General features: G+C 60.0%; 20 protein-coding genes. 4 read left to right on the top strand and 16 right to left on the bottom strand.

The window, feature by feature from the left end:
* Positions 1-948 (bottom strand): phospholipase BipL, encoded by a 948-nt coding sequence (gene bipL, locus AC07VO_RS08340; protein ID WP_018928641.1) that lies wholly within the window; start codon positions 946-948, stop codon positions 1-3.
* Between the two features lie 97 nt (positions 949-1,045).
* Here bipL and AC07VO_RS08335 point away from each other — a divergent pair, with 97 nt between their 5' ends.
* Positions 1,046-1,624, top strand: coding sequence for a DUF6436 domain-containing protein (locus AC07VO_RS08335; RefSeq protein ID WP_086944381.1), 579 nt, complete (start codon positions 1,046-1,048; stop codon positions 1,622-1,624).
* 103 nt (positions 1,625-1,727) lie between these two features.
* On the top strand, positions 1,728-4,130 hold the full coding sequence (locus AC07VO_RS08330) for a penicillin acylase family protein (RefSeq protein ID WP_086944380.1): 2,403 nt from the start codon (positions 1,728-1,730) through the stop codon (positions 4,128-4,130).
* Between the two features lie 142 nt (positions 4,131-4,272).
* On the opposite strand, the gene AC07VO_RS08325 is transcribed toward AC07VO_RS08330, so the two are convergent.
* From AC07VO_RS08325 to AC07VO_RS08290, 8 genes are all read right to left on the bottom strand, one after another.
* On the bottom strand, positions 4,273-5,163 hold the full coding sequence (locus tag AC07VO_RS08325; protein ID WP_018928638.1) for an ABC transporter permease subunit: 891 nt from the start codon (positions 5,161-5,163) through the stop codon (positions 4,273-4,275).
* Positions 5,160-6,080 carry an ABC transporter permease subunit gene (locus AC07VO_RS08320; RefSeq protein WP_018928637.1) on the bottom strand — a complete coding sequence of 307 codons (921 nt, stop codon included), beginning with the start codon at positions 6,078-6,080 and terminating at the stop codon, positions 5,160-5,162. Before AC07VO_RS08320 ends, AC07VO_RS08325 begins: the two co-directional genes overlap by 4 nt.
* Positions 6,077-7,219, bottom strand: a complete 1,143-nt coding sequence (locus tag AC07VO_RS08315) for an ABC transporter ATP-binding protein (protein WP_018928636.1) — start codon at positions 7,217-7,219, stop codon at positions 6,077-6,079. The genes AC07VO_RS08320 and AC07VO_RS08315 overlap by 4 nt, the downstream gene beginning before the upstream one ends.
* Before the next feature lie 61 nt (positions 7,220-7,280).
* A complete protein-coding gene (locus AC07VO_RS08310) occupies positions 7,281-8,378 on the bottom strand; it encodes a polyamine ABC transporter substrate-binding protein (protein ID WP_086944379.1) in 1,098 nt (365 codons plus the stop codon).
* Between the two features lie 238 nt (positions 8,379-8,616).
* A complete protein-coding gene (locus AC07VO_RS08305; RefSeq protein ID WP_018928634.1) occupies positions 8,617-9,711 on the bottom strand; it encodes a polyamine ABC transporter substrate-binding protein in 1,095 nt (364 codons plus the stop codon).
* Positions 9,712-9,893: 182 nt separating this feature from the next.
* A complete protein-coding gene (locus AC07VO_RS08300; RefSeq protein WP_018928633.1) occupies positions 9,894-11,258 on the bottom strand; it encodes an aspartate aminotransferase family protein in 1,365 nt (454 codons plus the stop codon).
* Between the two features lie 72 nt (positions 11,259-11,330).
* Positions 11,331-12,689, bottom strand: a complete 1,359-nt coding sequence (locus AC07VO_RS08295; RefSeq protein ID WP_018928632.1) for a glutamine synthetase family protein — start codon at positions 12,687-12,689, stop codon at positions 11,331-11,333.
* Positions 12,690-12,727: 38 nt separating this feature from the next.
* On the bottom strand, positions 12,728-13,504 hold the full coding sequence (locus AC07VO_RS08290; protein WP_064621023.1) for a gamma-glutamyl-gamma-aminobutyrate hydrolase family protein: 777 nt from the start codon (positions 13,502-13,504) through the stop codon (positions 12,728-12,730).
* A gap of 278 nt (positions 13,505-13,782) precedes the next feature.
* On the opposite strand from AC07VO_RS08290, the gene AC07VO_RS08285 reads away from it, so the two are divergent.
* Complete coding sequence (locus AC07VO_RS08285; protein ID WP_018928630.1) at positions 13,783-15,159, top strand: glutamine synthetase family protein; 1,377 nt, start codon at positions 13,783-13,785, stop codon at positions 15,157-15,159.
* Between the two features lie 240 nt (positions 15,160-15,399).
* Complete coding sequence (locus AC07VO_RS08280) at positions 15,400-16,035, top strand: TetR/AcrR family transcriptional regulator (RefSeq protein ID WP_018928629.1); 636 nt, start codon at positions 15,400-15,402, stop codon at positions 16,033-16,035.
* A 95-nt stretch (positions 16,036-16,130) separates the two neighbouring features.
* Here AC07VO_RS08280 and AC07VO_RS08275 read toward each other — a convergent pair whose 3' ends face one another.
* The 7 genes from AC07VO_RS08275 to AC07VO_RS08245 all read right to left on the bottom strand — a co-directional run bounded on the left by AC07VO_RS08275 (position 16,131) and on the right by AC07VO_RS08245 (position 21,688).
* On the bottom strand, positions 16,131-16,346 hold the full coding sequence (locus AC07VO_RS08275; RefSeq protein ID WP_003229256.1) for a TOBE domain-containing protein: 216 nt from the start codon (positions 16,344-16,346) through the stop codon (positions 16,131-16,133).
* Positions 16,347-16,380: 34 nt separating this feature from the next.
* On the bottom strand, positions 16,381-17,187 hold the full coding sequence (gene ssuB / locus AC07VO_RS08270) for an aliphatic sulfonates ABC transporter ATP-binding protein (protein ID WP_086944378.1): 807 nt from the start codon (positions 17,185-17,187) through the stop codon (positions 16,381-16,383).
* The gene (ssuC, locus tag AC07VO_RS08265) at positions 17,184-17,966 is read right to left on the bottom strand and encodes an aliphatic sulfonate ABC transporter permease SsuC (protein WP_019580555.1); all 783 of its coding nucleotides are present in this window, start codon (positions 17,964-17,966) and stop codon (positions 17,184-17,186) included. Before ssuC ends, ssuB begins: the two co-directional genes overlap by 4 nt.
* 9 nt (positions 17,967-17,975) lie before the next feature.
* Positions 17,976-19,124, bottom strand: a complete 1,149-nt coding sequence (ssuD, locus tag AC07VO_RS08260; protein WP_018928626.1) for an FMNH2-dependent alkanesulfonate monooxygenase — start codon at positions 19,122-19,124, stop codon at positions 17,976-17,978.
* A 25-nt stretch (positions 19,125-19,149) separates the two neighbouring features.
* The gene (locus AC07VO_RS08255; RefSeq protein ID WP_018928625.1) at positions 19,150-20,115 is read right to left on the bottom strand and encodes a sulfonate ABC transporter substrate-binding protein; all 966 of its coding nucleotides are present in this window, start codon (positions 20,113-20,115) and stop codon (positions 19,150-19,152) included.
* Between the two features lie 101 nt (positions 20,116-20,216).
* A complete protein-coding gene (ssuE, locus tag AC07VO_RS08250) occupies positions 20,217-20,810 on the bottom strand; it encodes an NADPH-dependent FMN reductase (RefSeq protein WP_086944376.1) in 594 nt (197 codons plus the stop codon).
* A 239-nt stretch (positions 20,811-21,049) separates the two neighbouring features.
* Positions 21,050-21,688 carry a peroxiredoxin gene (locus AC07VO_RS08245; protein WP_018928623.1) on the bottom strand — a complete coding sequence of 213 codons (639 nt, stop codon included), beginning with the start codon at positions 21,686-21,688 and terminating at the stop codon, positions 21,050-21,052.
* Positions 21,689-21,708: the final 20 nt, after the last annotated feature.

The following is a 21,708-nucleotide window of genomic DNA, read 5'->3' as shown; positions in this document are numbered from 1 at the left end:
TCACCGCCGATCCCGACTCATGCGCTTGGTCAAAAACCCGAAATACTCCTGCCGCAGCCCCGGCGACTCATTCGCCAGATGATGCCGCGCCTCAGGCAGCATCAACACCTGGGGCCGATCGAACTTGCCTCGCAGCACTTCAAGGTTGTGCTCCCAATCCACGGTCATGTCCGCCTGCCCCTGCACGATCAGCGGCCGCCGCGGGCTGCTCGGTGCCGCTTCGATACGCTTGATCCACCGTCCCAGCGCACCGACCCAGGCCGTTGGCAGACGCAGCGGTTGCAGCGGATCGGCCTGCAGGAACGCGAGGAAGTCAGGGTCGTTGGAATTCTCGCTGAAGCGCCGGGCGATGCCTTTGACAAACGGCTTGAGCAGGTAATAACTGAGCCGCGACCAACCCCAGGCTCGCGGCCGCACCAAGGGCGACAGCAGAATCACTTGCCCCTGGGCCGGGCTGCTCGCACCTTGATTGAGTACATGGTCGATCACAATCGCCCCGCCGGTGCTTTGCCCGCACAAGTGCCAGGGCTGCGGAAGGCCCAACGACTGCGCCTCGGCCAGCAGGCCTTGCAGGGCGCTCTGGTACTCGGCGAAGTCCTTGATACTCGCCCGTTCGCCACTGGACAAGCCATGCCCCGGCAGGTCGCAGGCGATTACCGCAAACCCTTGGTCCAGCGCCCACTCAATCACATGCCGGTAGAGCCCGGTGTGATCGTAGAAGCCGTGAAATAGAAACAGCGTCGCCTTCGCCCGCTCGGGCCACCAGAGCTGGCTGACCACTTCATAACCATCGATCTCGAAACGCCCCAAGCCACGGCGCAGGGTCCGCTGTGGAAAATCCAGCCCGTAAAAACGCTGATAGGCCATGGCCTCCGTCGACAGCGGCCGCCACTCGGCCAACGGCCGCAGGCTGGCACGCAAATGATCGGGGTCGAAAGTGGCAGACATGGGCTATTCCAGAGCGCTAAACGGACTTTATCGGCCTGCGATATTCATCTGTCGCAGCAAGCATGGCAAGCTAGCCGACCTTCGAGGATTGAAACCCATGCGCCCGGCCTATCGCACCACACTGCTTGCCAGCCTGCTCGCCCTTGTGTGTGCCAGTGTGCTGTGGGCCGCTTACGACTGGTTTCAGGGACGCTACCTGCGAGCCTTCAGTTCGCACACCGCCGTGTTCTCCGGCGACCCGTTGCGCCTGCCCGACGAACTCGCCGGCCCCGGCGCCATTCGCCTGGTGCACTTCTGGGACCCGGCCTGCCCATGCAATGTCGGCAACCAACAACACCTGACTGAACTGGTTGAGCAATATGTACCGCAGGGCGTCGAGTTCTATACGGTACAAAAGCCCGGCAGTCACGGCCAGTTGCCCGGCACCTTGAGCCGCCTGAAAACCCTCGCTGTCCTGCCTGGCTCCGAACAGATTCCCGCCAGTCCGGCAGTGGCGATATGGGACCGCGACGGCAAGCTGGCATATTTCGGCCCGTACAGCGAAGGCCTGACCTGCAATTCGAGCAACAGTTTTATCGAGCCTATCCTGCAAGCGCTGAACGCAGGCAGGGCGGTGAACGCCACCCATACGATGGCGGTGGGTTGCTACTGCCCGTGGCCCGCGGTGGCGAAGTAAGGCATTCCTGACTTTTCCAGGACCGCGATGCCCGGCACAGGAGGTCTGTGCTACACGTTTGCAGCCCACACGGGCGGCAATCCCGAAAGAACAAGGAGCCACCATGAAACGCGTCCTGACCGTACTTGCCTTGCTGATCGTCGCGCTCGCCGCCGGGGGCGGCTGGTATGTGTACAGCAAACAACCGACGCGCCAGGGCCAGGTGGCGTTGCAGCATCTGCAAGGCTCAGTGACCGTGCGCTACGACGAGCGCGGCGTGCCGCATATCCGCGCCGAAAACGAAACCGACCTCTACCGCGCCCTCGGCTACGTGCAGGCCCAGGACCGACTATTCCAGATGGAAGCCGTGCGGCGCCTGGCCCGTGGTGAGCTGGCCGAAGTCCTCGGCCCGAAACTGCTCGACACCGACAAACTGTTTCGCAGCCTGCGCATCCGCGAACGTGCTGACAGTTACGTGGCCGCGCTGGATCGTGAGTCGCCGGCGTGGAAGGCCCTGCAAGCCTATCTGGACGGCATCAATCAATATCAGGACAGCCACGCCGCGCCAGTAGAGTTCGACGTGCTGGGAATCCCCAAGCGCCCTTTCACCGCCGAAGACAGCATCAGCATCGCCGGCTACATGGCCTACAGCTTTGCCGCGGCGTTTCGCACCGAACCCTTGCTGACTTACGTGCGTGACCAACTGGGCGCCGATTACCTGAACATCTTCGACCTCGACTGGCAGCCCAAGGGCCTGCTGGCCAAAAGGCGCCCCAGCCCCGCGCCGGTCCTCGCCGCCAGTGACTGGAAAGACCTGAACGCCCTTGCCCGTCTGAGTGAGCAGGCTCTGGCCGACCACGGCCTGCCGCAATTCGAAGGCAGCAACGCCTGGGTGATTTCCGGCAACCGCAGCAAAAGCGGCAAGCCGCTGCTGGCCGGTGACCCGCACATACGCTTCTCGGTGCCGTCAGTGTGGTACGAGGCGCACCTGTCGGCGCCAGGCTTCGAGCTGTATGGCTACCATCAGGCGCTGGTGCCGTTTGCATTTCTCGGCCACAACCTGGACTTCGGCTGGAGCCTGACGATGTTCCAGAACGACGATCTGGACCTGATCGCCGAGAAGGTCAACCCGGACAACCCGGACCAGGTCTGGTATCGCGGCAAGTGGGTGGACATGGTCACCACCGAACAACAGATCGCAGTGAAAGGCCAGTCACCGGTCACATTGACGCTGCGCCAGTCGCCCCATGGCCCGATCGTCAACGATGCGCTTGGCACTGCCGCCGGCAAGACGCCGGTTGCCATGTGGTGGGCGTTCCTCGAAACCCCGAATCCGATCCTCGACGGTTTCTACCAGCTCAACCGCGCCGACACCCTGGCCAAGGCCCGCGCCGCGGCCGCCAAGGTTCAGGCACCGGGGCTGAACATCGTCTACGCCAACGCCAAGGGCGACATCGGCTGGTGGGCCTCGGCGTTGCTGCCCAAGCGTCCGGCCGGGGTGAAGCCCGGTTTCATCCTCGACGGCAGCACCCCTCAGGCGGACAAGGAAGGTTTTTACCCGTTCAGTGCCAACCCGCAGGAAGAGAACCCGGCGCGGGGCTACATCGTCTCGGCCAACTTCCAACCGGTGTCGCCGACCGGCATGGAAATTCCCGGCTACTACAACCTCGCCGATCGCGGGCAGCAGCTCAATCGCCAGCTCAGCGACAAGAACGTGAAGTGGGACAACGCGGCCAACCAGAAGCTGCAACTGGGTACCACCACCGCCTACGGGCCGCGCTTGCTGGCGCCTTTGCTGCCGGTACTGCGTGAAGTGGTGAGCGATCCGGCCGAACTCAAACTGGTGGAGCAACTGGCGCAGTGGAGCGGCGATTACCCGCTGGACTCCATCAGCGCCACCCTGTTCAACCAGTTCCTGTTCAACCTCGCCGACGCGGCGCTGCGCGATGAACTGGGCAATGACTTCTTCGAAACGCTGCTCCCGACCCGGGTGATCGATGCCGCGCTGCCGCGCCTGGCGGCCTCCGCCGACTCGCCGTGGTGGGACAACCGCAACACCCCTGGCAAGGAAACCCGCGCCGATACGGTCAAGGTGGCCTGGCAAGCGAGCATGGCTCATCTCAAAGCCACCCTTGGCGCCGATTCCGCGCAATGGCAGTGGGGCAAGGCGCACACCCTGACCCACGGCCATCCGCTGGGGATGCAAAAGCCCCTGGACCAGATTTTCAACGTTGGCCCATTCGCGGCCCCCGGCACCCACGAAGTACCGAACAACCTCTCGGCCAAGATCGGCCCGGCGCCGTGGCCCGTGACCTACGGCCCGTCGACCCGGCGGCTGATCGACTTCGCCGACCCGGCCCACAGCCTGACCATCAACCCGGTGGGCCAGAGCGGCGTGCCGTTCGACAGCCATTATGCCGACCAAGCCGAGGCGTATATCGAAGGGGTTTATTACCAGGCGAATTTCAATGAGGAAGAAGTGATGGCCAATACCCGCAGCACCTTGAAGCTGTTGCCGGCGCGGTAGATTTTTTCTGGCCGGGCTGACGCCTTCGCCGCAAAACTCTGGGCCATAAAGTCAAAAGATCGCAGCCTGCGGCAACTCTTACGGGATTCACATTCCACTGTAGGAGCTGCCGCAGGTTGCGATCTTTTGATCGGCAGCAGTTTTAAGCCGCTTCCGGTGCCTGCGCCCGACGTACGTCCGGTTGTTTCCAGGAGTCGGCAGCGGCTTCCTCGATGGCTTGCTGGATCGCACGCTTGCGGCTTTCTTCGGCGCGACGGCTGAAGAACCAGACCAGGAAGGTCACCAGCGACACCGCCAGCAGAATCAGGCTGGCCACGGCATTGATCTCAGGCTTCACGCCCAAACGCACCGCCGAGAACACTTCCATCGGCAGGGTCGTCGACCCTGGCCCCGAAACAAAGCTCGCCAACACCAAATCATCCAGCGACAAGGCAAACGACATCATGCCGCCGGCCGCCAGTGACGGCGCGATCATCGGGATGGTGATCAGGAAGAACACTTTCCATGGCCGCGCACCGAGGTCCATGGCCGCTTCTTCGATGGACAAATCCAATTCACGCAAGCGCGCCGACACCACCACCGCCACATAGGCTGCACAGAATGTGGTGTGAGCGATCCAGATGGTGACGATGCCGCGCTCCTGCGGCCAGCCGATCATCTGCGCCATGGCCACGAACAGCAGCAACAGCGACAGACCGGTGATCACTTCCGGCATCACCAGCGGCGCCGTCACCAGGCCGCCAAACAGTGTGCGGCCCTTGAAGCGGGTGATGCGGGTCAGCACGAACGCCGCCAGCGTCCCCAATGCCACCGCCGCTATCGCCGTGTAGCAAGCGATTTCCAGCGAGCGCACCACTGAGCCCATCAGTTGCGTGTTGTCGAGCAGGCCGACGTACCACTTCACCGACCAGCCGCCCCACACCGTTACCAGTTTCGAGGCGTTGAACGAGTAGATCACCAGGATCAGCATTGGCGCGTAGATGAACAGCAGACCCAGCACCAGCATCAGGTTCGAGAAACGGAAGCGCTTCATTCTTTACCCTCCATTTCCTTGGCCTGACTGCGGTTGAACAGGATGATCGGCACAATCAGGATTGCCAGCATCACCACCGCCAGGGCAGACGCCACCGGCCAGTCGCGGTTGTTGAAGAACTCTTGCCAGAGCACTTTACCGATCATCAGGGTTTCCGGACCACCGAGCAGTTCCGGGATCACGAACTCCCCCACCACCGGGATGAACACCAGCATGCAGCCGGCGATAATGCCGTTTTTCGACAGCGGCACGGTGATCTTCCAGAAGCTGTTGAAGTTGCTCGAACCGAGGTCCGATGCGGCTTCCAGCAGGCTGTGATCGTGTTTCACCAGGTTGGCGTAGAGCGGCAGGATCATGAACGGCAGATAGGAGTAAACAACCCCGATATAAACCGCCAGGTTGGTATTGAGGATCTGCAACGGCTCGTCGATCCAGCCCATGCTCATCAGAAAACCATTGAGCAGCCCGTTGTTGCTGAGGATGCCCATCCACGCATACACGCGGATCAGGATCGCGGTCCAGGTCGGCATCATGATCAGCAGCACCAGCACCGTTTGCAGCTCTTTGCGGGCGGTGGCAATGCCATAGGCCATCGGGTAGCCGATCAGCAGACAGAGGATGGTGCTGAACAGCGCCATCTTCAGCGAGCCTAGGTAAGCGGCGATGTACAACTCGTCATCGCCCAGCATCGCGTAGTTGGCCAGGTTGAGCAGCACCTGCAGTTTCTGGTCAACGAAGGTGTAGATCTCGGTGTACGGCGGAATGGCCACGTCGGCTTCAGCGAAGCTGATCTTCAGGACGATGAAGAACGGCAGCATGAAGAACATGAACAGCCAGATGAACGGAACCCCGATGACCAGCTGACGGCCACCGGGAAGTATTCGATTGAGCCGGCGTTTGAGTTTGCGCATGTTCATGAGCGAAGTACCACGCCGCTGTCGTCTTCCCACCACACGTAAACCTGGTCACCCCAGGTCGGGCGCTGGCCACGGCGCTCGGCGTTGGCGACGAAGGACTGCACCAGCTTGCCGCTCGGCAGTTCGACGTAGAACACCGAATGGCCGCCGAGGTAGGCGATGTCGTGCACCTTGCCGCTGGACCAGTTGTGTTCGCAGGTCGGCATTTCGGCCGTCACCAGCAGTTTTTCCGGACGGATCGCATAGGTAACGGACTTGTCCTGCACCGAGGTGCTGATGCCGTGACCCACGTAAATGTTGCGGTCCAGATCCTTGCAGGTGATCAGTGCATGGCCCTCGGCGTCGTCCACCACTTCACCTTCGAAGATGTTGACGTTGCCGATGAATTCGCAGACCAGGCGGCTGGTCGGGGTTTCGTAGATGTCGATCGGGCTGCCGATCTGGGCGATCCAGCCCAGGTGCATGATCGCGATGCGCTCGGCCATGGTCATGGCCTCTTCCTGGTCGTGGGTCACCATGACGCAGGTTACGCCGACGCGTTCGATGATCTCGACCAGTTCCAGCTGCATTTGCGAACGCAGCTTCTTGTCCAGCGCGCCCATCGGTTCGTCGAGCAACAACAGCTTCGGCCGCTTGGCCAACGAACGCGCCAGGGCCACGCGCTGACGCTGACCACCGGACAGCTGATGCGGTTTGCGCTTGGCGTACTCGCTCATCTGCACCAGCTTGAGCATCTCGGCCACGCGGGCATCGACCTCGGCCGTCGGGATCTTGTCCTGCTTGAGGCCGAAGGCGATGTTCTGCGCCACGGTCATGTGCGGGAACAACGCATAGGACTGGAACATCATGTTGATCGGCCGCTCGTACGGCGGCATGTCAGTGATGTCTACACCATCGAGGAAAATGCGCCCCTCCGTGGGCCGTTCGAAACCTGCCAGCATCCGCAGCAAGGTGGATTTGCCCGAACCCGAGCCGCCGAGCAAGGCGAAGATTTCGCCTTTCTTGATTTCCAGGGACACGTCGTCCACGGCAATCGTCTCGTCGAACTTTTTGGTGACCCGGTCGATTTTGACCAACACCTGTTTAGGTGATTGGTCGCCCTCGAGGGCTTTCTTATAGGCGCCGGAGGCAACTGCCATTTACGAAACTCCCAACAGAATTTGCAGTTCGCTCAACGTGGCGAACCTGGATAGTTTGACGCTATTTGCCCGACTTGACCTTGGTCCAGCTGCGCGTCATCAAACGTTGAATGTTCGGCGGTAACTCGATGGACACGTACATCTTGTCGAGGACCGCTTGCGGCGGATAAACCGACGCGTCGGTGCGTATGGATTGTTCCATCAGTTTGTCCGACCCAGGGTTTGGGTTGGCGTAGCCCACGGTATCGCTGACCTTGGCGATCACCTCAGGCTTGAGCAAATAGTTGATGAAGGCGTGGGCTTCCTTGACGTTGGCCGCATCCTTGGGAATCGCCAGCATGTCAAACCAGAGCGCGCCACCCTCTTTTGGAATCGAGTAGGCGATGTTTATGCCTTTACCGGCTTCAGCCGCGCGGGCCTTGGCCTGGAACATATCGCCGGAAAAACCGATTGCAACGCAGATATCGCCGTTGGCCAGGTCCGCGATGTATTTGGATGAGTGGAAGTACGTCACATAAGGCCGCACCGCCAGCAATTTAGCCTCGGCCTTTTTGTAGTCTTCGGGGTTGGTGCTATTGGCGTTCAGGCCCATGTAATTGAGGACCGTGGGCATCATTTCATCGGCGGAGTCGAGGAACGCGACGCCGCAGCTGTGCAGCTTCTTGATGTTTTGCGGCTCGAACACCACATCCCAGGAGTCGATCTTGTCGAGCCCCAGCACAGCCTTGATCTTGTCGACGTTGTAACCGATGCCGTTGGTGCCCCACAGATATGGCACGGCATATTGGTTACCCGGATCGTTCTGCTCCAGGCGCTTGAGCAACACCGGGTCGAGGTTGGAATAGTTGCCTAGCTTAGACTTGTCGAGCTTCTGGAAAGCGCCGGCCTTGATCTGCTTGCCAAGGAAATGGTTGGACGGCACGACCACGTCGTAACCGGTACGCCCGGCCAGCAATTTGCCTTCCAGGGTTTCGTTGGAATCGAATACGTCGTAAATCGGCTTGATACCGGCGTCTTTCTGAAAGTCGGCCAGGGTGGTCTCACCGATGTAGTCCGACCAGTTATAAATATGCACCGTGCCGGTGGCCTGGGCACTGACGGCAAGCGTCAGCCCGGCGCCGACCAGCAGGGCATTGCGCAACAAAGAAAAAACAGGCAAGTGGAGGTCCTCTAAAATTAGTTGGGCCCAAGTTGCCCCGCGCTACATGACAGCCATGGCTGCCTGACAACAAAACCGGCGCGCAACTTACCCTCGAAAAACCGTTCCAGCAAACTTTATGAAGATCCTGTAGCAGCGGCCGCAGGCTGCGTTCAACTGCGAAGCAGTTGTGCTGTCGAAAAGCGGAGGTCCTTCGGACCTCAACGCAGCCTTCGGCAGCTGCTACAGGGTTTATTACTTATTTACCGGATTTGATCTTGGTCCAGCTGCGGGTCAGTTCACGCTGGGTGGCGGCTGGCAAATCAGCGATCGCATACAGCTTGGCCTGTACTTCAGGAGTCGGATAGATGCCCGGATCCGAAGTGATGTCCTTGCTCACATACTGGGTGGCTTCAGCATTACCGTTAGGGAAACGCACAGCGTTGGTGATGTCAGCCATTACTTTCGGTTGCAGCAGGTAGTTCATGAACTTGTAGGCCCCCTCGACGTTTTCCGCATCCTTGGGGATTGCGACCATGTCGTAGAAGCTGCCAGCGCCTTCTTTTGGAATGGCGTAGCTGACTTTCACCTTGTCACCGGCTTCGGCAGCACGGGACTTGGCTTGCTGGACGTCACCCGAATAGCCGACGGCTACGCAGATGTTGCCGTTGGCCAGGTCCGAGATGTACTTCGAGGAGTGGAAGTAGGTGATCGAAGGACGAATCTTGAGGAACAGCTCCTCGGCTTTCTTGATGTCTTCTTTCTTCTGGCTGTCGGTTGGCAGACCCAGGTAATGCAGGGCGACCGGCAGCATTTCGGTCGGCGAATCCAGGAAGCTCACGCCGCAGCCCTTGAGCTTGGCAATGTTTTCAGGCTTGAGCAGGGTGTCCCAGGAATCGATCGTGTCGACGCCCAGTGCTGCCTTGACTTTCTCAGGGTTGTAACCGATCCCGATCGAGCCCCACATGTAAGGGAAGGCATGTTTGTTGTCCGGGTCACTGACGGAAACCGCTTTAAGCAGTGATTTGTTCAGGTTGCCGTAGTTGGACAGCTTGGACTTGTCCAGCTCCCGGTAAACACCGGCCTTGATTTGCTTGGCGAGGAAGTTGTTCGACGGTACGACAACGTCGTAACCGGACTTGCCTGCCAGCAACTTGGCTTCCAGGGTTTCGTTGCTGTCGAATACGTCGTACACCACCTTGATCCCGGACTCTTTTTCGAAGTTCGCGATGGTGTCCGGTGCGATGTAATCGGACCAGTTGTACACGTGCAGCACTTTATCGTCGGCCTGAACGGCGCCCGCCATCACGCCCATCAGGGACATGGCGAGGAGGGTCTTGCCAGTTATCTTCATACCTAATGCCTTCATGGGTAATGCTCCAGTTTTTCTTTTTAACCACGTGCTCAGCAGCCTGTTACAGGGCATCCGAACAACCGTTAGTCTGGCAAGATCCAAGGCAGGCTTTCAAGGAAAGCCCCATCCTTTGTTTGCACTGAGCGAAGTGCAGACATTGCACCTCGCTCAGAGCCTAGCACTTAGCCCTGCAACGCACTCAGGGTCAGGTCCAGGCACTTGCGCGCCTTGGTCACCAACTCGTCGATTTCAGCCGGTGTAATCACCAGTGGCGGAGCAATGATCATGGTGTCGCCAACGGCGCGCATGATCAGGCCGTTGTCGAAGCAGAACTGCCGGCAGATCATGCCGACGCCCTTGCCTTCGTAACGCTTGCGAGTGGCCTTGTCCTGAACCAGCTCGATAGCCCCCAACAGACCGACCCCACGCACTTCCCCCACCAACGGGTGATCGTTCAGTTCCCGTAGACGCTTTTGCAAATAAGGTGCCGTTTCTGCCCGCACATGCTCGACAATTTTCTCATCGCGCAGGATGCGGATGTTTTCCAGCGCCACCGCCGCGGCCACCGGGTGCCCGGAATAGGTGAAACCGTGGTTGAAATCACCACCTTCGTTGAGCACCTCGACCACATCGTCATGCACGATCAGGCCACCCATCGGGATGTAGCCGGACGTCAGACCTTTGGCGATGGTCATCATGTGGGGCTTGAGGTCGTAGAAATCGGTACCGAACCACTCACCGGTACGACCGAAACCGCAGATCACCTCGTCGGCCACGAACAGGATGTCGTACTTGGCGAGGATTTCCTTGATGCGCGGCCAGTAGCTGTCTGGCGGAATGATCACGCCGCCGGCGCCCTGGATCGGCTCGGCAATAAAGGCACCGACGTTGTCGACGCCGATTTCCAGAATCTTCTCTTCCAGCTGATTGGCCGCCCAGATACCGAACTCTTGTGGCGTCATGTCACCGCCTTCACCGAACCAATACGGTTGGGCGATGTGGACGATGCCCGGGATCGGCAAATCGCCCTGTTCGTGCATGTACGTCATGCCACCCAGGCTCGCGCCGGCCACGGTGGAGCCGTGATAGCCGTTCTTGCGACTGATGATGACTTTCTTCTTCGGCTGGCCCTTGATCGCCCAGTAGTGGCGAACCATCCGCAGCATGGTGTCGTTGCCTTCAGAACCGGAACCGGTGAAGAACACATGATTCATGCCTTCAGGCGCGATTTCAGCGATGACCTTGGCCAGCTCCAGCACCGGCGGGTGAGCGGTCTGGAAGAACAGGTTGTAATAAGGCAGTTCGCGCATTTGCTTGGCGGCGGCATCGGCCAGTTCATCGCGACCATAGCCGATCGCGACGCACCACAGACCGGCCATGCCGTCGAGGATCTTGTTGCCTTCGCTGTCCCAGAGGTAAACACCCTTGGCATTGGTGATGATCCGCGGGCCTTTCTCTTTCAGCTGCTTGAAGTCGCTGAACGGGGCCAGGTGGTGATCATTGCTCAGGGTTTGCCATGCACGGGTTTGCGGGTTGTTGCTGGTCATGCGAATTCTCCTTGGATTGCAGTGACGGCGCGACGTCAGAGGGCAATCACGCCCCTTGTCGCGCCCGGCGCATCAGACGGCGAAGAGCAGGAACTCCCGCTCCCACGAACTGATCACGCGCTTGAAGTTTTCATGCTCGGCCCGCTTGACCGCGACGTAGCCTGTGATGAATTTCTTGCCCAGATACTTTTCGATGGTCTTGCTGTTTTCCATACGATCCAGCGCGTCTTCGATGGTTAACGGCAGGCGCAGATTGCGCCGCTCGTAACCACGCCCCACCACCGGGGCACTCGGGTTATGCCCTTCGAGCATCCCGATCAGGCCGCACAACAGGCTGGCGGCGATGGCCAGGTAAGGGTTGGCGTCGGCACCCGGCAGACGGTTTTCCACCCGACGGTTCTGCGGCCCGGCATCCGGAACCCGCAGGCCCACGGTGCGGTTCTCTTCGCCCCACTCCACGTTCACCGGTGCCGAGGTATCCGGCAGGAAGCGGCGGAACGAATTGACGTTGGGCGCGAACAGCGGCAGCAACTCAGGGATGAATTTCTGCAAACCGCCGATGTGATGGAGGAACAGCTGGCTCATGGTCCCGTCTTCATTGGAGAAGACGTTTTTGCCGGTCTCGATGTCGATGATGCTCTGGTGCAAATGCATGGCACTGCCCGGCTCGCCAGTCATGGGCTTGGCCATGAAGGTCGCCGCCACGTTGTGCTTGAGTGCGGCTTCTCGCATGGTGCGTTTGAACACCAGAATCTGGTCGGCCAGGGACAGGGCATCGCCGTGACGGAAGTTGATTTCCATCTGCGCAGTGCCGTCCTCGTGGATCAACGTGTCGAGGTCCAGCTCCTGCAATTCGCACCAGTCGTAGACGTCTTCGAACAACGGGTCGAATTCGTTCGCCGCTTCAATGGAGAACGACTGGCGACCGGTTTCCGGACGGCCGGAACGGCCAATCGGCGGTTGCAACGGGTAGTCCGGGTCATCGCTGCGCTTGGTGAGGTAGAACTCCATTTCCGGCGCCACGATCGGCTGCCAGCCGTGGTCGGCGTAGAGTTTCAGTACCTTCTTGAGCACGTTGCGCGGCGACAGCTCGATCGGGTTGCCCTGCTTGTCGTAGGTGTCGTGGATCACGATGGCGGTGGGTTCGATGGCCCAGGGCACCAGGAACACGGCGTTCTGGTCGGGGCGGCAGACCATGTCGATGTCGGCCGGGTCGAGCAGTTCGTAATAGATGTCGTCTTCGACATAGTCGCCGGTCACGGTCTGTAACAGAACGCTTTCGGGCAGGCGCATGCCTTTTTCGGCGATGAACTTATTGGTCGGCGAGATCTTGCCCCGGGTGATGCCGGTCAGGTCGCCAATCATGCATTCGACTTCTGTGATCTTGTGGTCTTTCAACCAATCGGTGAGCTGGTCGAGGTTGTTACTCATAAATGCCTCTTAGGCTTGAGTTTCCTGACTTTTATAAGTCAGGCGTTGTTTGACGCATCGGCGTCGCGTTGTAATGCGCGCTTGCGGCAGGCATCGCCAAATGCCTGGAAAATCGCAAGGTAGTCAGGATTCAAGCTTACCTGCCATTCGGGATGCCATTGCACGCCTAAAGCAAAAGCCTTGCCTTCGATCACAGAGACCGCTTCGATCAGCCCATCGGGCGCCACAGCTTCCACACGAAGGCCCGGCGCCAGCCGCTCGACGCCCTGACCATGAATCGAGTTGACTTGAATGTCGCTCGCCAGGCCCAGCCCCGCAAGTACACCACCCGGCTGGACGTGTACCGGGTGACTGGGGGCGTACTGCCCTTCGAGCGGCAGGCTGTCGTCTTCACGGTGGTCCATGAAGGGACCGGCCTCGTGGACCTTCTGATGCAGGCTGCCACCGAACGCCACATTCATTTCCTGGAAGCCGCGGCAGATACCGAGCACGGGAACGCCAGCCTCGACAGCGGCGCGGATCAGCGGGAGAGTGGTGGCATCGCGTGCAGAATCATGAGCAGTACCCGGCGCGCTGGCCGGGCCGTTGTAGTGAAACGGTTCTATATTAGAAGGAGAGCCTGTAAAAAGAATGCCGTCCAGAGCGTCCAGAATATCGGACGGCGCCAGTCGATCTGCCAGGGATGGAAGAATCAACGGCAGGCCTTTGGCAGCTGAAGCCACGGCGCGTACGTATTTGTCGCCACTGATGTGATAAGCATGCAGACCGATCTGCTTTGAGCAGGCGGTGACGCCGATTAACGGCAGGCGAGACATGAAGCACCCCGGTATTATTGCTGTTATGGGTTTGAATCGAGCTTAGCCTTGTTCATTTTTTTACACAACACCCCCGTAAAAAATACAACACGGCCCGCTCAAGCCCGCGGGCGCCAAGACGTCAGAAGACAAAAATACGCCCCAAAGTGCCTCAAAAAAGCCTTTCGAGCGCTTTTTTAGGGCAAAAAAGGCCTCGCTTGACTTCGGCATGCCGTTCGGGTTGACTGGAATCTGAAAAGATCAATGATTGATATTTTTAACAACAAAGGTGTTGCATCATGTCGGTACCCCCGCGTGCCGTTCAGCTTAACGAAGCGAACGCGTTCCTTAAGGAACATCCTGAGGTTCTGTACGTTGACCTTCTGATTGCGGATATGAATGGTGTGGTGCGCGGCAAGCGCATCGAACGCACCAGCCTCCACAAGGTTTACGAGAAAGGCATCAACCTGCCGGCCTCTCTATTTGCTCTGGATATCAATGGCTCGACGGTGGAAAGCACCGGCCTGGGCCTGGACATCGGCGATGCTGACCGAATCTGCTATCCAATCCCCGACACCCTGTGCAATGAGCCCTGGCAGAAGCGCCCGACTGCGCAACTGCTGATGACCATGCACGAACTCGAAGGTGAACCTTTCTTCGCCGACCCGCGCGAAGTCCTGCGTCAAGTGGTGACCAAGTTCGATGAGATGGGCCTGACCATCTGCGCCGCGTTCGAACTGGAGTTCTACCTGATCGACCAGGAAAACGTGAACGGTCGCCCGCAACCGCCGCGCTCGCCGATCTCCGGCAAACGTCCGCACTCGACCCAGGTCTACCTGATCGACGATCTGGATGAATATGTCGACTGCCTCCAGGACATTCTGGAAGGTGCGAAAGAGCAAGGCATCCCTGCCGACGCGATCGTCAAGGAAAGCGCCCCGGCGCAGTTCGAAGTGAACCTGCACCACGTGGCCGACCCTATAAAGGCCTGCGACTACGCGGTGCTGCTCAAGCGTCTGATCAAAAACATCGCCTACGACCATGAGATGGACACCACCTTCATGGCCAAGCCTTATCCAGGCCAGGCGGGTAATGGTCTGCACGTCCACATCTCGATTCTTGATAAAGATGGCAAAAACATTTTTGCCAGCGAGGATCCCGAGCAGAACGCCGCACTGCGTCACGCGATCGGCGGTGTGCTCGAGACCCTGCCGGCGCAGATGGCTTTCCTCTGCCCGAACGTCAACTCCTACCGTCGTTTCGGCGCGCAGTTCTACGTGCCGAACTCGCCGTGCTGGGGCCTGGACAACCGCACCGTGGCGATTCGCGTACCAACCGGCTCCTCCGATGCCGTGCGCATTGAACACCGTGTGGCTGGCGCCGATGCCAACCCGTACCTGCTGATGGCCTCGGTCCTGGCCGGCGTGCACCACGGCCTGGTCAACAAGATCGAGCCGGGCGCGCCCGTGGAAGGCAACAGCTACGAGCAGAACGAGCAAAGCCTGCCGAACAACCTGCGCGATGCACTGCGCGAGCTGGACGACAGCGAAGTCATGGCCAAGTACATCGATCCGAAATACATCGATATCTTCGTCGCCTGTAAAGAGAGCGAGCTGGAGGAGTTCGAACACTCCATCTCCGACCTCGAGTACAACTGGTACCTGCATACCGTGTAAACGGTTGCCGTAAAAACAACGCCGCCGGCCTTACCGCCTGCGGCGTTTTTTTATGGCCAACCACTAAACATTGTGGCGAGGGGGCTTGCCCCCGTTGGGCTGCGTAGCAGCCCAAAAACGGCAATCTCGTTGTATCAGGGATACCGAGTTAGCTGGATTGGGGACTGCTGCGCACTCCAACGGGGTATGGATCATCTCTGCGCTCTGCGTACAATGCCCGCTGCCCTGCAGGAGACTTCAATGACCCGACTCGCCACCCCACGCAAACCCCGCGCACGCAGCCAGGCCCGGATCGACTCGATACTCGATGCCGCCCGCACGCTGCTGGCCGCCGAGGGCGTGGCCAGTCTGTCGATCTACAGCGTCGCTGAACGCGCAGAGATCCCGCCCTCCTCCGTCTACCACTTTTTCGCCAGCGTCCCGGCCCTGCTCGAAGCCCTGACCGCCGACGTCCACGCCGCGTTCCGTGCTTGCCTGCAAGCGCCCATCGACCACCACGCCCTCAACGGCTGGCGCGATCTGTCGCGACTGGTGGAGCAACGCATGCTCGACATCTACGACGAAGACGCCGCTGCCCGCCAACTCATCCTCGCCCAGCACGGTCTGACCGAAGTCACCCAGGCTGACCGCCAGCACGACATCGAACTCGGCGACCTGATGCACAAACTGTTCGACCATCACTTCGAGCTGCCAAGGCTGCCGACAGATGTCGATGTGTTTGCCCTGGCCATGGAGCTGGGAGATCGAGTGTATGCGCGCTCGGTGCAGCAACATGGGCAGATCACGCCGCGCATGGCTGAAGAAGGGATGCGGGTGTTTGATGCCTACCTCGGGCTGTATTTGCCGCCGTACCTGCCCAAGCGCGTAGCGCTTTAAAAAATCGCGGCCTTCGAATACACCACCACTACCACTGCACGCATAAAAAACCCCGAAGGGCTCACACCCTCCGGGGTTGTTGTTGGCGCACGCACTTACAACTTGGCGATCGACACCTCGGTGGATTTCACAAACGCGATCACTTCGCTGCCGACCACCAGTTCCAGCTCTTTCACCGAACGAGTGGTAATCACCGAAGTGACGATGCCGGAGGCAGTCTGCACGTCGATTTCCGAGAGGACGTCGCCGAGCACGATTTCCTTGATCGAGCCTTTGAACTGGTTACGAACGTTGATGGCTTTGATAGTCATGATGTTGATTCCTGTCGTTGGATGAGTTTTAACGTTATTGAGCCCAGCGCAATTGCGTGGGCAATGGTGAAACAGGTTCCGGTTCCGGCGGTTGGCCGGGTACCGACAGCACGCGGTTGAGCACTTCGGTTTCCAGCGCCGCCAGCCGATGGGAGCCGCGAACCCGAGGGCGCGGCAATTCGACTGCCAGGTCGAGGCCGACTTCGCCCTCTTCAATCAGAATCACCCGATCGGCAATCGCCACCGCCTCACTGACGTCGTGGGTCACCAGCAACACGGTGAAACCGTGCTTCTGCCAGAGCCGTTCAATCAGTTGCTGCATTTCAATACGGGTCAGGGCATCCAGTGCCCCCAGCGGTTCGTCGAGCAACAGCAGGCGCGGTTGATGGATCAGCGCGCGGGCCAGGGCCACGCGTTGCTTCTGGCCACCGGACAGTGCCGCCGGCCATTCGTGGGCGCGGTCCGCCAGGCCGACCGACTCCAACGCGTCCAGTGCTTGCGGCCGCCAGTTGCCCTTGAGCCCGAGACCGACGTTGTCGATGACCTTCTTCCACGGCAGCAACCGCGCTTCCTGGAACATCAGCCGGGTGTCTTCCCGGGCGGCACTCAGCGGCGCGGAGCCAGCAAACAACTCGCCAGCCGTAGGTTTGTCGAGACCGGCGAGCAAGCGCAGCAAGGTGCTTTTGCCGCAACCGCTGCGCCCGACCACCGCCACAAACTGCCCGGCAGGAATGTGCAGGTCGATTTCACGCAGCACTTGCCGCGAACCGAAGGTCTTTTGCAGCTTGCGCGCTGCCAGCGGGATTCCGCGCAGCAGGCGTGGAGGTTGTTGAGCCGTCATGCGGCACCTCCCTTGGCAACCTGATAGGCCGGATGCCAGCGCAGCCACACGCGTTCAAGTCCACGGGCCGCGAGATCAGCGAGTTTGCCGAGCACGGCATACAACAGAATCGCCAGTACCACTACGTCGGTCTGCAAGAATTCCCGGGCATTCATTGCCAGGTAGCCGATGCCGGCGTTGGCGGAGATGGTTTCGGCGACGATCAGGGTCAGCCACATGAAGCCCAGGGCAAAACGCACGCCGACCAGAATCGAAGGCAGCGCACCCGGCAGGATCACCTGACGGAACAGGCTGAAACCGGACAGGCCATAACTGCGGGACATTTCCACCAGCGCCGGATCGACGTTGCGGATGCCGTGGTACGTGTTGAGGTAGATCGGGAACAACGTGCCCAACGCCACCAGGAAAATCTTCGCCGACTCATCGATGCCGAACCACAGGATCACCAGCGGAATCAGCGCCAGGTGCGGTACGTTGCGGATCATCTGCACCGAACTGTCGAGCAGGCGTTCGCCCCACTTCGACAGGCCGGTGATAAAGCCCAGCGCCAGGCCAATGCCGCCGCCGATGGCGAACCCGAGTGCCGCGCGCCAGCCGCTGATAGCCAGGTGAGTCCAGATTTCACCGCTGCGGAACAGGCTCACACCGGCTTCGATCACCGCGATGGGCGCCGGCAGAATCCGCGTCGACAACCAGCCCTCCGACACCGACAACTGCCATACCGCCAGCAACAGAATCGGCAACACCCAGGGTGCGAGGCTGTGGATAGTTTTCTTCATGGCCACGCCTCAGCTCTGGGACGCGGCTTTGGGAAGAATGTCGTTGGCCACCATCTCGCCGAACGGGCTGACGTAACCGGCGCTTTTCGGCAGTTCCGGGCGCTCGATGTCCAGGTGCGGGAACAGCAACTCGGCCACCCGATAGGATTCTTCCAGGTGTGGATAACCGGAGAAGATGAACGTATCGATGCCCAGATCGGCGTATTCCTTCACCCGAGCGGCCACGGTCGGACCATCGCCGACCAGCGCCGTACCGGCCCCGCCGCGCACCAGACCGACACCGGCCCAGAGGTTGGGACTGACTTCCAGGTTGTCGCGACTGCCGCCATGCAAAGCGGCCATGCGTTGCTGGCCGACCGAATCGAAACGCGCCAGAGAAGCCTGGGCGCGGGCAATGGTGTCATCGTCCAGATGAGAGATCAGTCGATCCGCCGCTTGCCACGCCTCGGCGTTGGTTTCGCGAACGATCACATGCAGGCGAATACCGAAACGCACGGTGCGCCCGAGCTTCGCGGCTTTGGCGCGAACCTGTGCGATTTTCTCGGCAACGGCGGCCGGTGGCTCACCCCAGGTCAGGACCATTTCGACCTGCTCCGCCGCCAGATCCTGCGCCGCTTCCGACGAGCCGCCGAAATACAGCGGCGGACGCGGTTGCTGGATCGGCGGATAGAGCAACTTGGCGCCCTTCACGCTGATGTGCTGACCGTCGTAATCGACGGTTTCGCCTTCCAGTACCCGGCGCCAGATGCGGGTGAATTCCACCGAGGCCTGATAGCGCTCTTCGTGACTGAGGAACAGACCGTCGCCGGCCAGTTCTTCCGGATCGCCACCGGTGACCAGGTTGAACAGCGCACGGCCGCCGGACAGACGATCCAGGGTCGCGGCCTGACGCGCCGCCACCGTCGGGGAAATGATCCCGGGGCGCAGGGCGACGAGGAATTTCAAACGCTGGGTCACCGGGATCAGCGAGGCAGCCACCAGCCACGAATCTTCGCAGGAGCGACCGGTGGGAATCAGCACCCCGCCGAAACCCAGACGATCCGCCGCTTGCGCGACTTGTTGCAAGTAACCGTGGTCGACGGCGCGAGCGCCTTCGGCGGTACCAAGGTAATGGCCGTCGCCGTGGGTAGGCAGGAACCAGAAGATATTGAGGCTCATGGAGTGGTCTCCTTGGGGAATCGAATTACGGCGCTTTGGCGACGGCTGCCGGTGGCGTCCAGATCACGTCCTTGATACTCAAGGGCTTGGGAATCAGCTTGAGCTGGTAGAAGCTGTCGGCGATTTTCTGTTGGGCGGCGACCACCTCAGGGGTCAGGAACAGCGCGCCGTAGCCCTGGCGCTTCACCGAAGTCAGGGTGATGTCCGCTGGCAGGCCGAGCAGTGGCGAAACCTGTCGGGTGACGTCCTCGGGGTTGGCCCGGGACCATTCACCGACCGCGCGCACTTCTTCCACCAGGGTTTTGATCACTTGAGGATTTTTCTGCGCATAAGGCTTGGTCGCCAGATAGAACTGATGGTTGTCGACGATGCCTTTGCCATCGCGCAAGGTGCGCGCTTGCAGTTGCTGTTCGGCGGCAGCCTGGTACGGGTCCCAGATCACCCAGGCATCGACGCTGCCGCGCTCGAATGCGGCGCGGGCATCGGCGGGCGGCAGGAACACGGTCTGGATATCGGTGTATTTGAGGCCGGCGTCTTCCAGCGCACGCACCAGCAGGTAGTGCACGTTCGAGCCTTTGTTGAGCACGACTTTCTTGCCCTTGAGTTCCTGCACCGATTTGATCGGCGAGCCCTTCGGCACCAGGATCGCTTCGCTGTGGGGCGCTGGCGGTTCATAAGCGACGTAGAGCAGATCGGCGCCCGCGGCCTGGGCGAAAACCGGAGGCGTTTCGCCGGTGACGCCGAAGTCGATGGAGCCGACGTTCAGGCCTTCAAGCAGTTGCGGGCCGCCGGGGAACTCCGTCCATTGCACGTCCACACCTTGGGCGGCGAGGCGTTTTTCCAGAGTGCCTTTGGCTTTGAGCAGCACCAGGGTGCCGTATTTCTGATAGCCGATTCGCAAAGTCTCGGCTTGGGCTTGAGTAATGACGCCGAAGGACACAGCCGCAGCAAACAGAGCGACCAGACCACGACGCAAAATGACAGGGCGCATGGCGCTCTCCTTTTTGCAGTTGGGTTTTGGCTGCACCTGCTTGCCCGTTAGCGGGCCAGTAAGGTGAGTACTTCAAATTCAGATGTTGCTTGAGGGCTGGCTTAAATGCTCCAGCGAGCACTCAACAAACGTTCGTTCAACAGGTTTGGATCGAGCGGCTTGGGCCGGCGAGCCATGGCGCTGTAGAACAGCTCCAGCGATTCACTCAGTCGTTGTGCAAGCTCGGGAGCCAACTGCGCCTGGGTGCTGCCTTCGCCGTAAGCGATCTGACTGTCTACGGCGAAAATCCCGTGGAGCATTTCCTGGGCCTTCAACGCCGACAGCACTGGCTTGAGCGCGTAATCCACCGCCAACATGTGGGCGATGCTGCCGCCGGTCGCCATGGGCAGAACCACTTTGTGGGCCAGAGCGCGCTCGGGCAGCAAATCCAGTACGGTTTTCAACGCGCCGGAGAACGAGGCTTTGTAAACCGGTGTGGCGATGAGCAGGCCGTCGGCGTTATCAATCTGTTGCAACAGATCGATCACCTTCGGGCTGTCGAAACGGGCATGCAGTAAATCTTCAGCCGGGAAGTCCCGTACCTGATAACTCACCACTTCCACACCTTGCTCTTGCAACCAGCGTTTGGCGCGCTCCAGCAACACCCCGGAACGGGAGCGTAGGCTGGGGCTGCCACCGAGTGAGACGACCAGCATTCAGACAATTCCTTGAGCGGTGTTGGCGATTCGCAGCTTGCGATCTCGCGTCGATGGAATGACCTTAACAGGTGATTCATATATCCATAAATCATATTTATTCATTTGGTTATATCTTAAGTGAATATGCTGTTTGTCTTTTTCCGGACAAAAAAACAGGCCGTCGAAACGGCCTGAAAATCCCCTGCTTTGGTAGACATGATCGTTCCCACGCTCTGCGTGGGAACGATCTTTTGACGTTAACGATTCGGCTGCGGCGTCAGGCGCAGGTACGGTTTCACCGCACGGTAACCCTTGGGAAAACGTCGCTGGATTTCATCTTCGTCCTTGAGCGACGGCACGATCACCACCTCATCACCGTCCTGCCAATTGGCCGGTGTGGCCACCTTGTAGTTGTCGGTGAGCTGCAGCGAATCGATTACCCGCAGAATCTCATTGAAGTTACGGCCGGTACTCGCCGGGTAAGTGATGGTCAGCCGGATCTTCTTGTTCGGATCGATCACGAACAACGAGCGCACGGTCAAAGTGTCGTTGGCATTCGGATGGATCAGGTCGTACAGGTCGGACACTTTACGGTCCGCATCGGCGAGGATCGGGAAATTGACGATGGCGTTCTGGGTTTCGTTGATGTCCTCGATCCACTTGTGATGCGAATCCACCGGGTCCACGGAAAGGGCAATGGCTTTGACGCCGCGCTGGGCGAATTCATCCTTGAGCCTGGCGGTGAAGCCCAGCTCGGTGGTGCACACCGGCGTAAAGTCTGCCGGATGGGAAAACAGCACGCCCCAGCTATCGCCCAGCCATTCGTGGAAACGGAGGGTGCCGGCGCTGGAATCCTGTTCGAAATCGGGGGCGATATCGCCAAGTCTGAGGCTCATGGTGCTGCTCCTGGTGAGTG

The sequence above is a fragment of the Pseudomonas sp. GW821-FHT03E01 genome, assembly GCF_059420765.1.
This window is presented reverse-complemented; position numbering and strand designations above follow the sequence as displayed.

What these genes read in the sequence shown, in the direction of transcription:
- AC07VO_RS08295 (WP_018928632.1), bottom strand. Translation starts at nt 12,689, where the DNA reads ATGAGTAACAACCTCGACCAGCTCACCGATTGGTTGAAAGACCACAAG.
- AC07VO_RS08275 (WP_003229256.1), bottom strand. Translation starts at nt 16,346, where the DNA reads ATGACTATCAAAGCCATCAACGTTCGTAACCAGTTCAAAGGCTCGATC.
- ssuD (WP_018928626.1), bottom strand. Translation starts at nt 19,124, where the DNA reads ATGAGCCTCAATATCTTCTGGTTCCTGCCTACCCACGGCGACGGCCAT.
- AC07VO_RS08320 (WP_018928637.1), bottom strand. Translation starts at nt 6,080, where the DNA reads ATGAACATGCGCAAACTCAAACGCCGGCTCAATCGAATACTTCCCGGT.
- bipL (WP_018928641.1), bottom strand. Translation starts at nt 948, where the DNA reads ATGTCTGCCACTTTCGACCCCGATCATTTGCGTGCCAGCCTGCGGCCG.
- AC07VO_RS08290 (WP_064621023.1), bottom strand. Translation starts at nt 13,504, where the DNA reads ATGTCTCGCCTGCCGTTAATCGGCGTCACCGCCTGCTCAAAGCAGATC.
- AC07VO_RS08335 (WP_086944381.1), top strand. Translation starts at nt 1,046, where the DNA reads ATGCGCCCGGCCTATCGCACCACACTGCTTGCCAGCCTGCTCGCCCTT.
- AC07VO_RS08280 (WP_018928629.1), top strand. Translation starts at nt 15,400, where the DNA reads ATGACCCGACTCGCCACCCCACGCAAACCCCGCGCACGCAGCCAGGCC.
- ssuE (WP_086944376.1), bottom strand. Translation starts at nt 20,810, where the DNA reads ATGCTGGTCGTCTCACTCGGTGGCAGCCCCAGCCTACGCTCCCGTTCC.
- ssuC (WP_019580555.1), bottom strand. Translation starts at nt 17,966, where the DNA reads ATGAAGAAAACTATCCACAGCCTCGCACCCTGGGTGTTGCCGATTCTG.
- AC07VO_RS08305 (WP_018928634.1), bottom strand. Translation starts at nt 9,711, where the DNA reads ATGAAGATAACTGGCAAGACCCTCCTCGCCATGTCCCTGATGGGCGTG.
- AC07VO_RS08330 (WP_086944380.1), top strand. Translation starts at nt 1,728, where the DNA reads ATGAAACGCGTCCTGACCGTACTTGCCTTGCTGATCGTCGCGCTCGCC.
- AC07VO_RS08300 (WP_018928633.1), bottom strand. Translation starts at nt 11,258, where the DNA reads ATGACCAGCAACAACCCGCAAACCCGTGCATGGCAAACCCTGAGCAAT.
- AC07VO_RS08315 (WP_018928636.1), bottom strand. Translation starts at nt 7,219, where the DNA reads ATGGCAGTTGCCTCCGGCGCCTATAAGAAAGCCCTCGAGGGCGACCAA.
- AC07VO_RS08255 (WP_018928625.1), bottom strand. Translation starts at nt 20,115, where the DNA reads ATGCGCCCTGTCATTTTGCGTCGTGGTCTGGTCGCTCTGTTTGCTGCG.
- ssuB (WP_086944378.1), bottom strand. Translation starts at nt 17,187, where the DNA reads ATGACGGCTCAACAACCTCCACGCCTGCTGCGCGGAATCCCGCTGGCA.
- AC07VO_RS08325 (WP_018928638.1), bottom strand. Translation starts at nt 5,163, where the DNA reads ATGAAGCGCTTCCGTTTCTCGAACCTGATGCTGGTGCTGGGTCTGCTG.
- AC07VO_RS08245 (WP_018928623.1), bottom strand. Translation starts at nt 21,688, where the DNA reads ATGAGCCTCAGACTTGGCGATATCGCCCCCGATTTCGAACAGGATTCC.
- AC07VO_RS08285 (WP_018928630.1), top strand. Translation starts at nt 13,783, where the DNA reads ATGTCGGTACCCCCGCGTGCCGTTCAGCTTAACGAAGCGAACGCGTTC.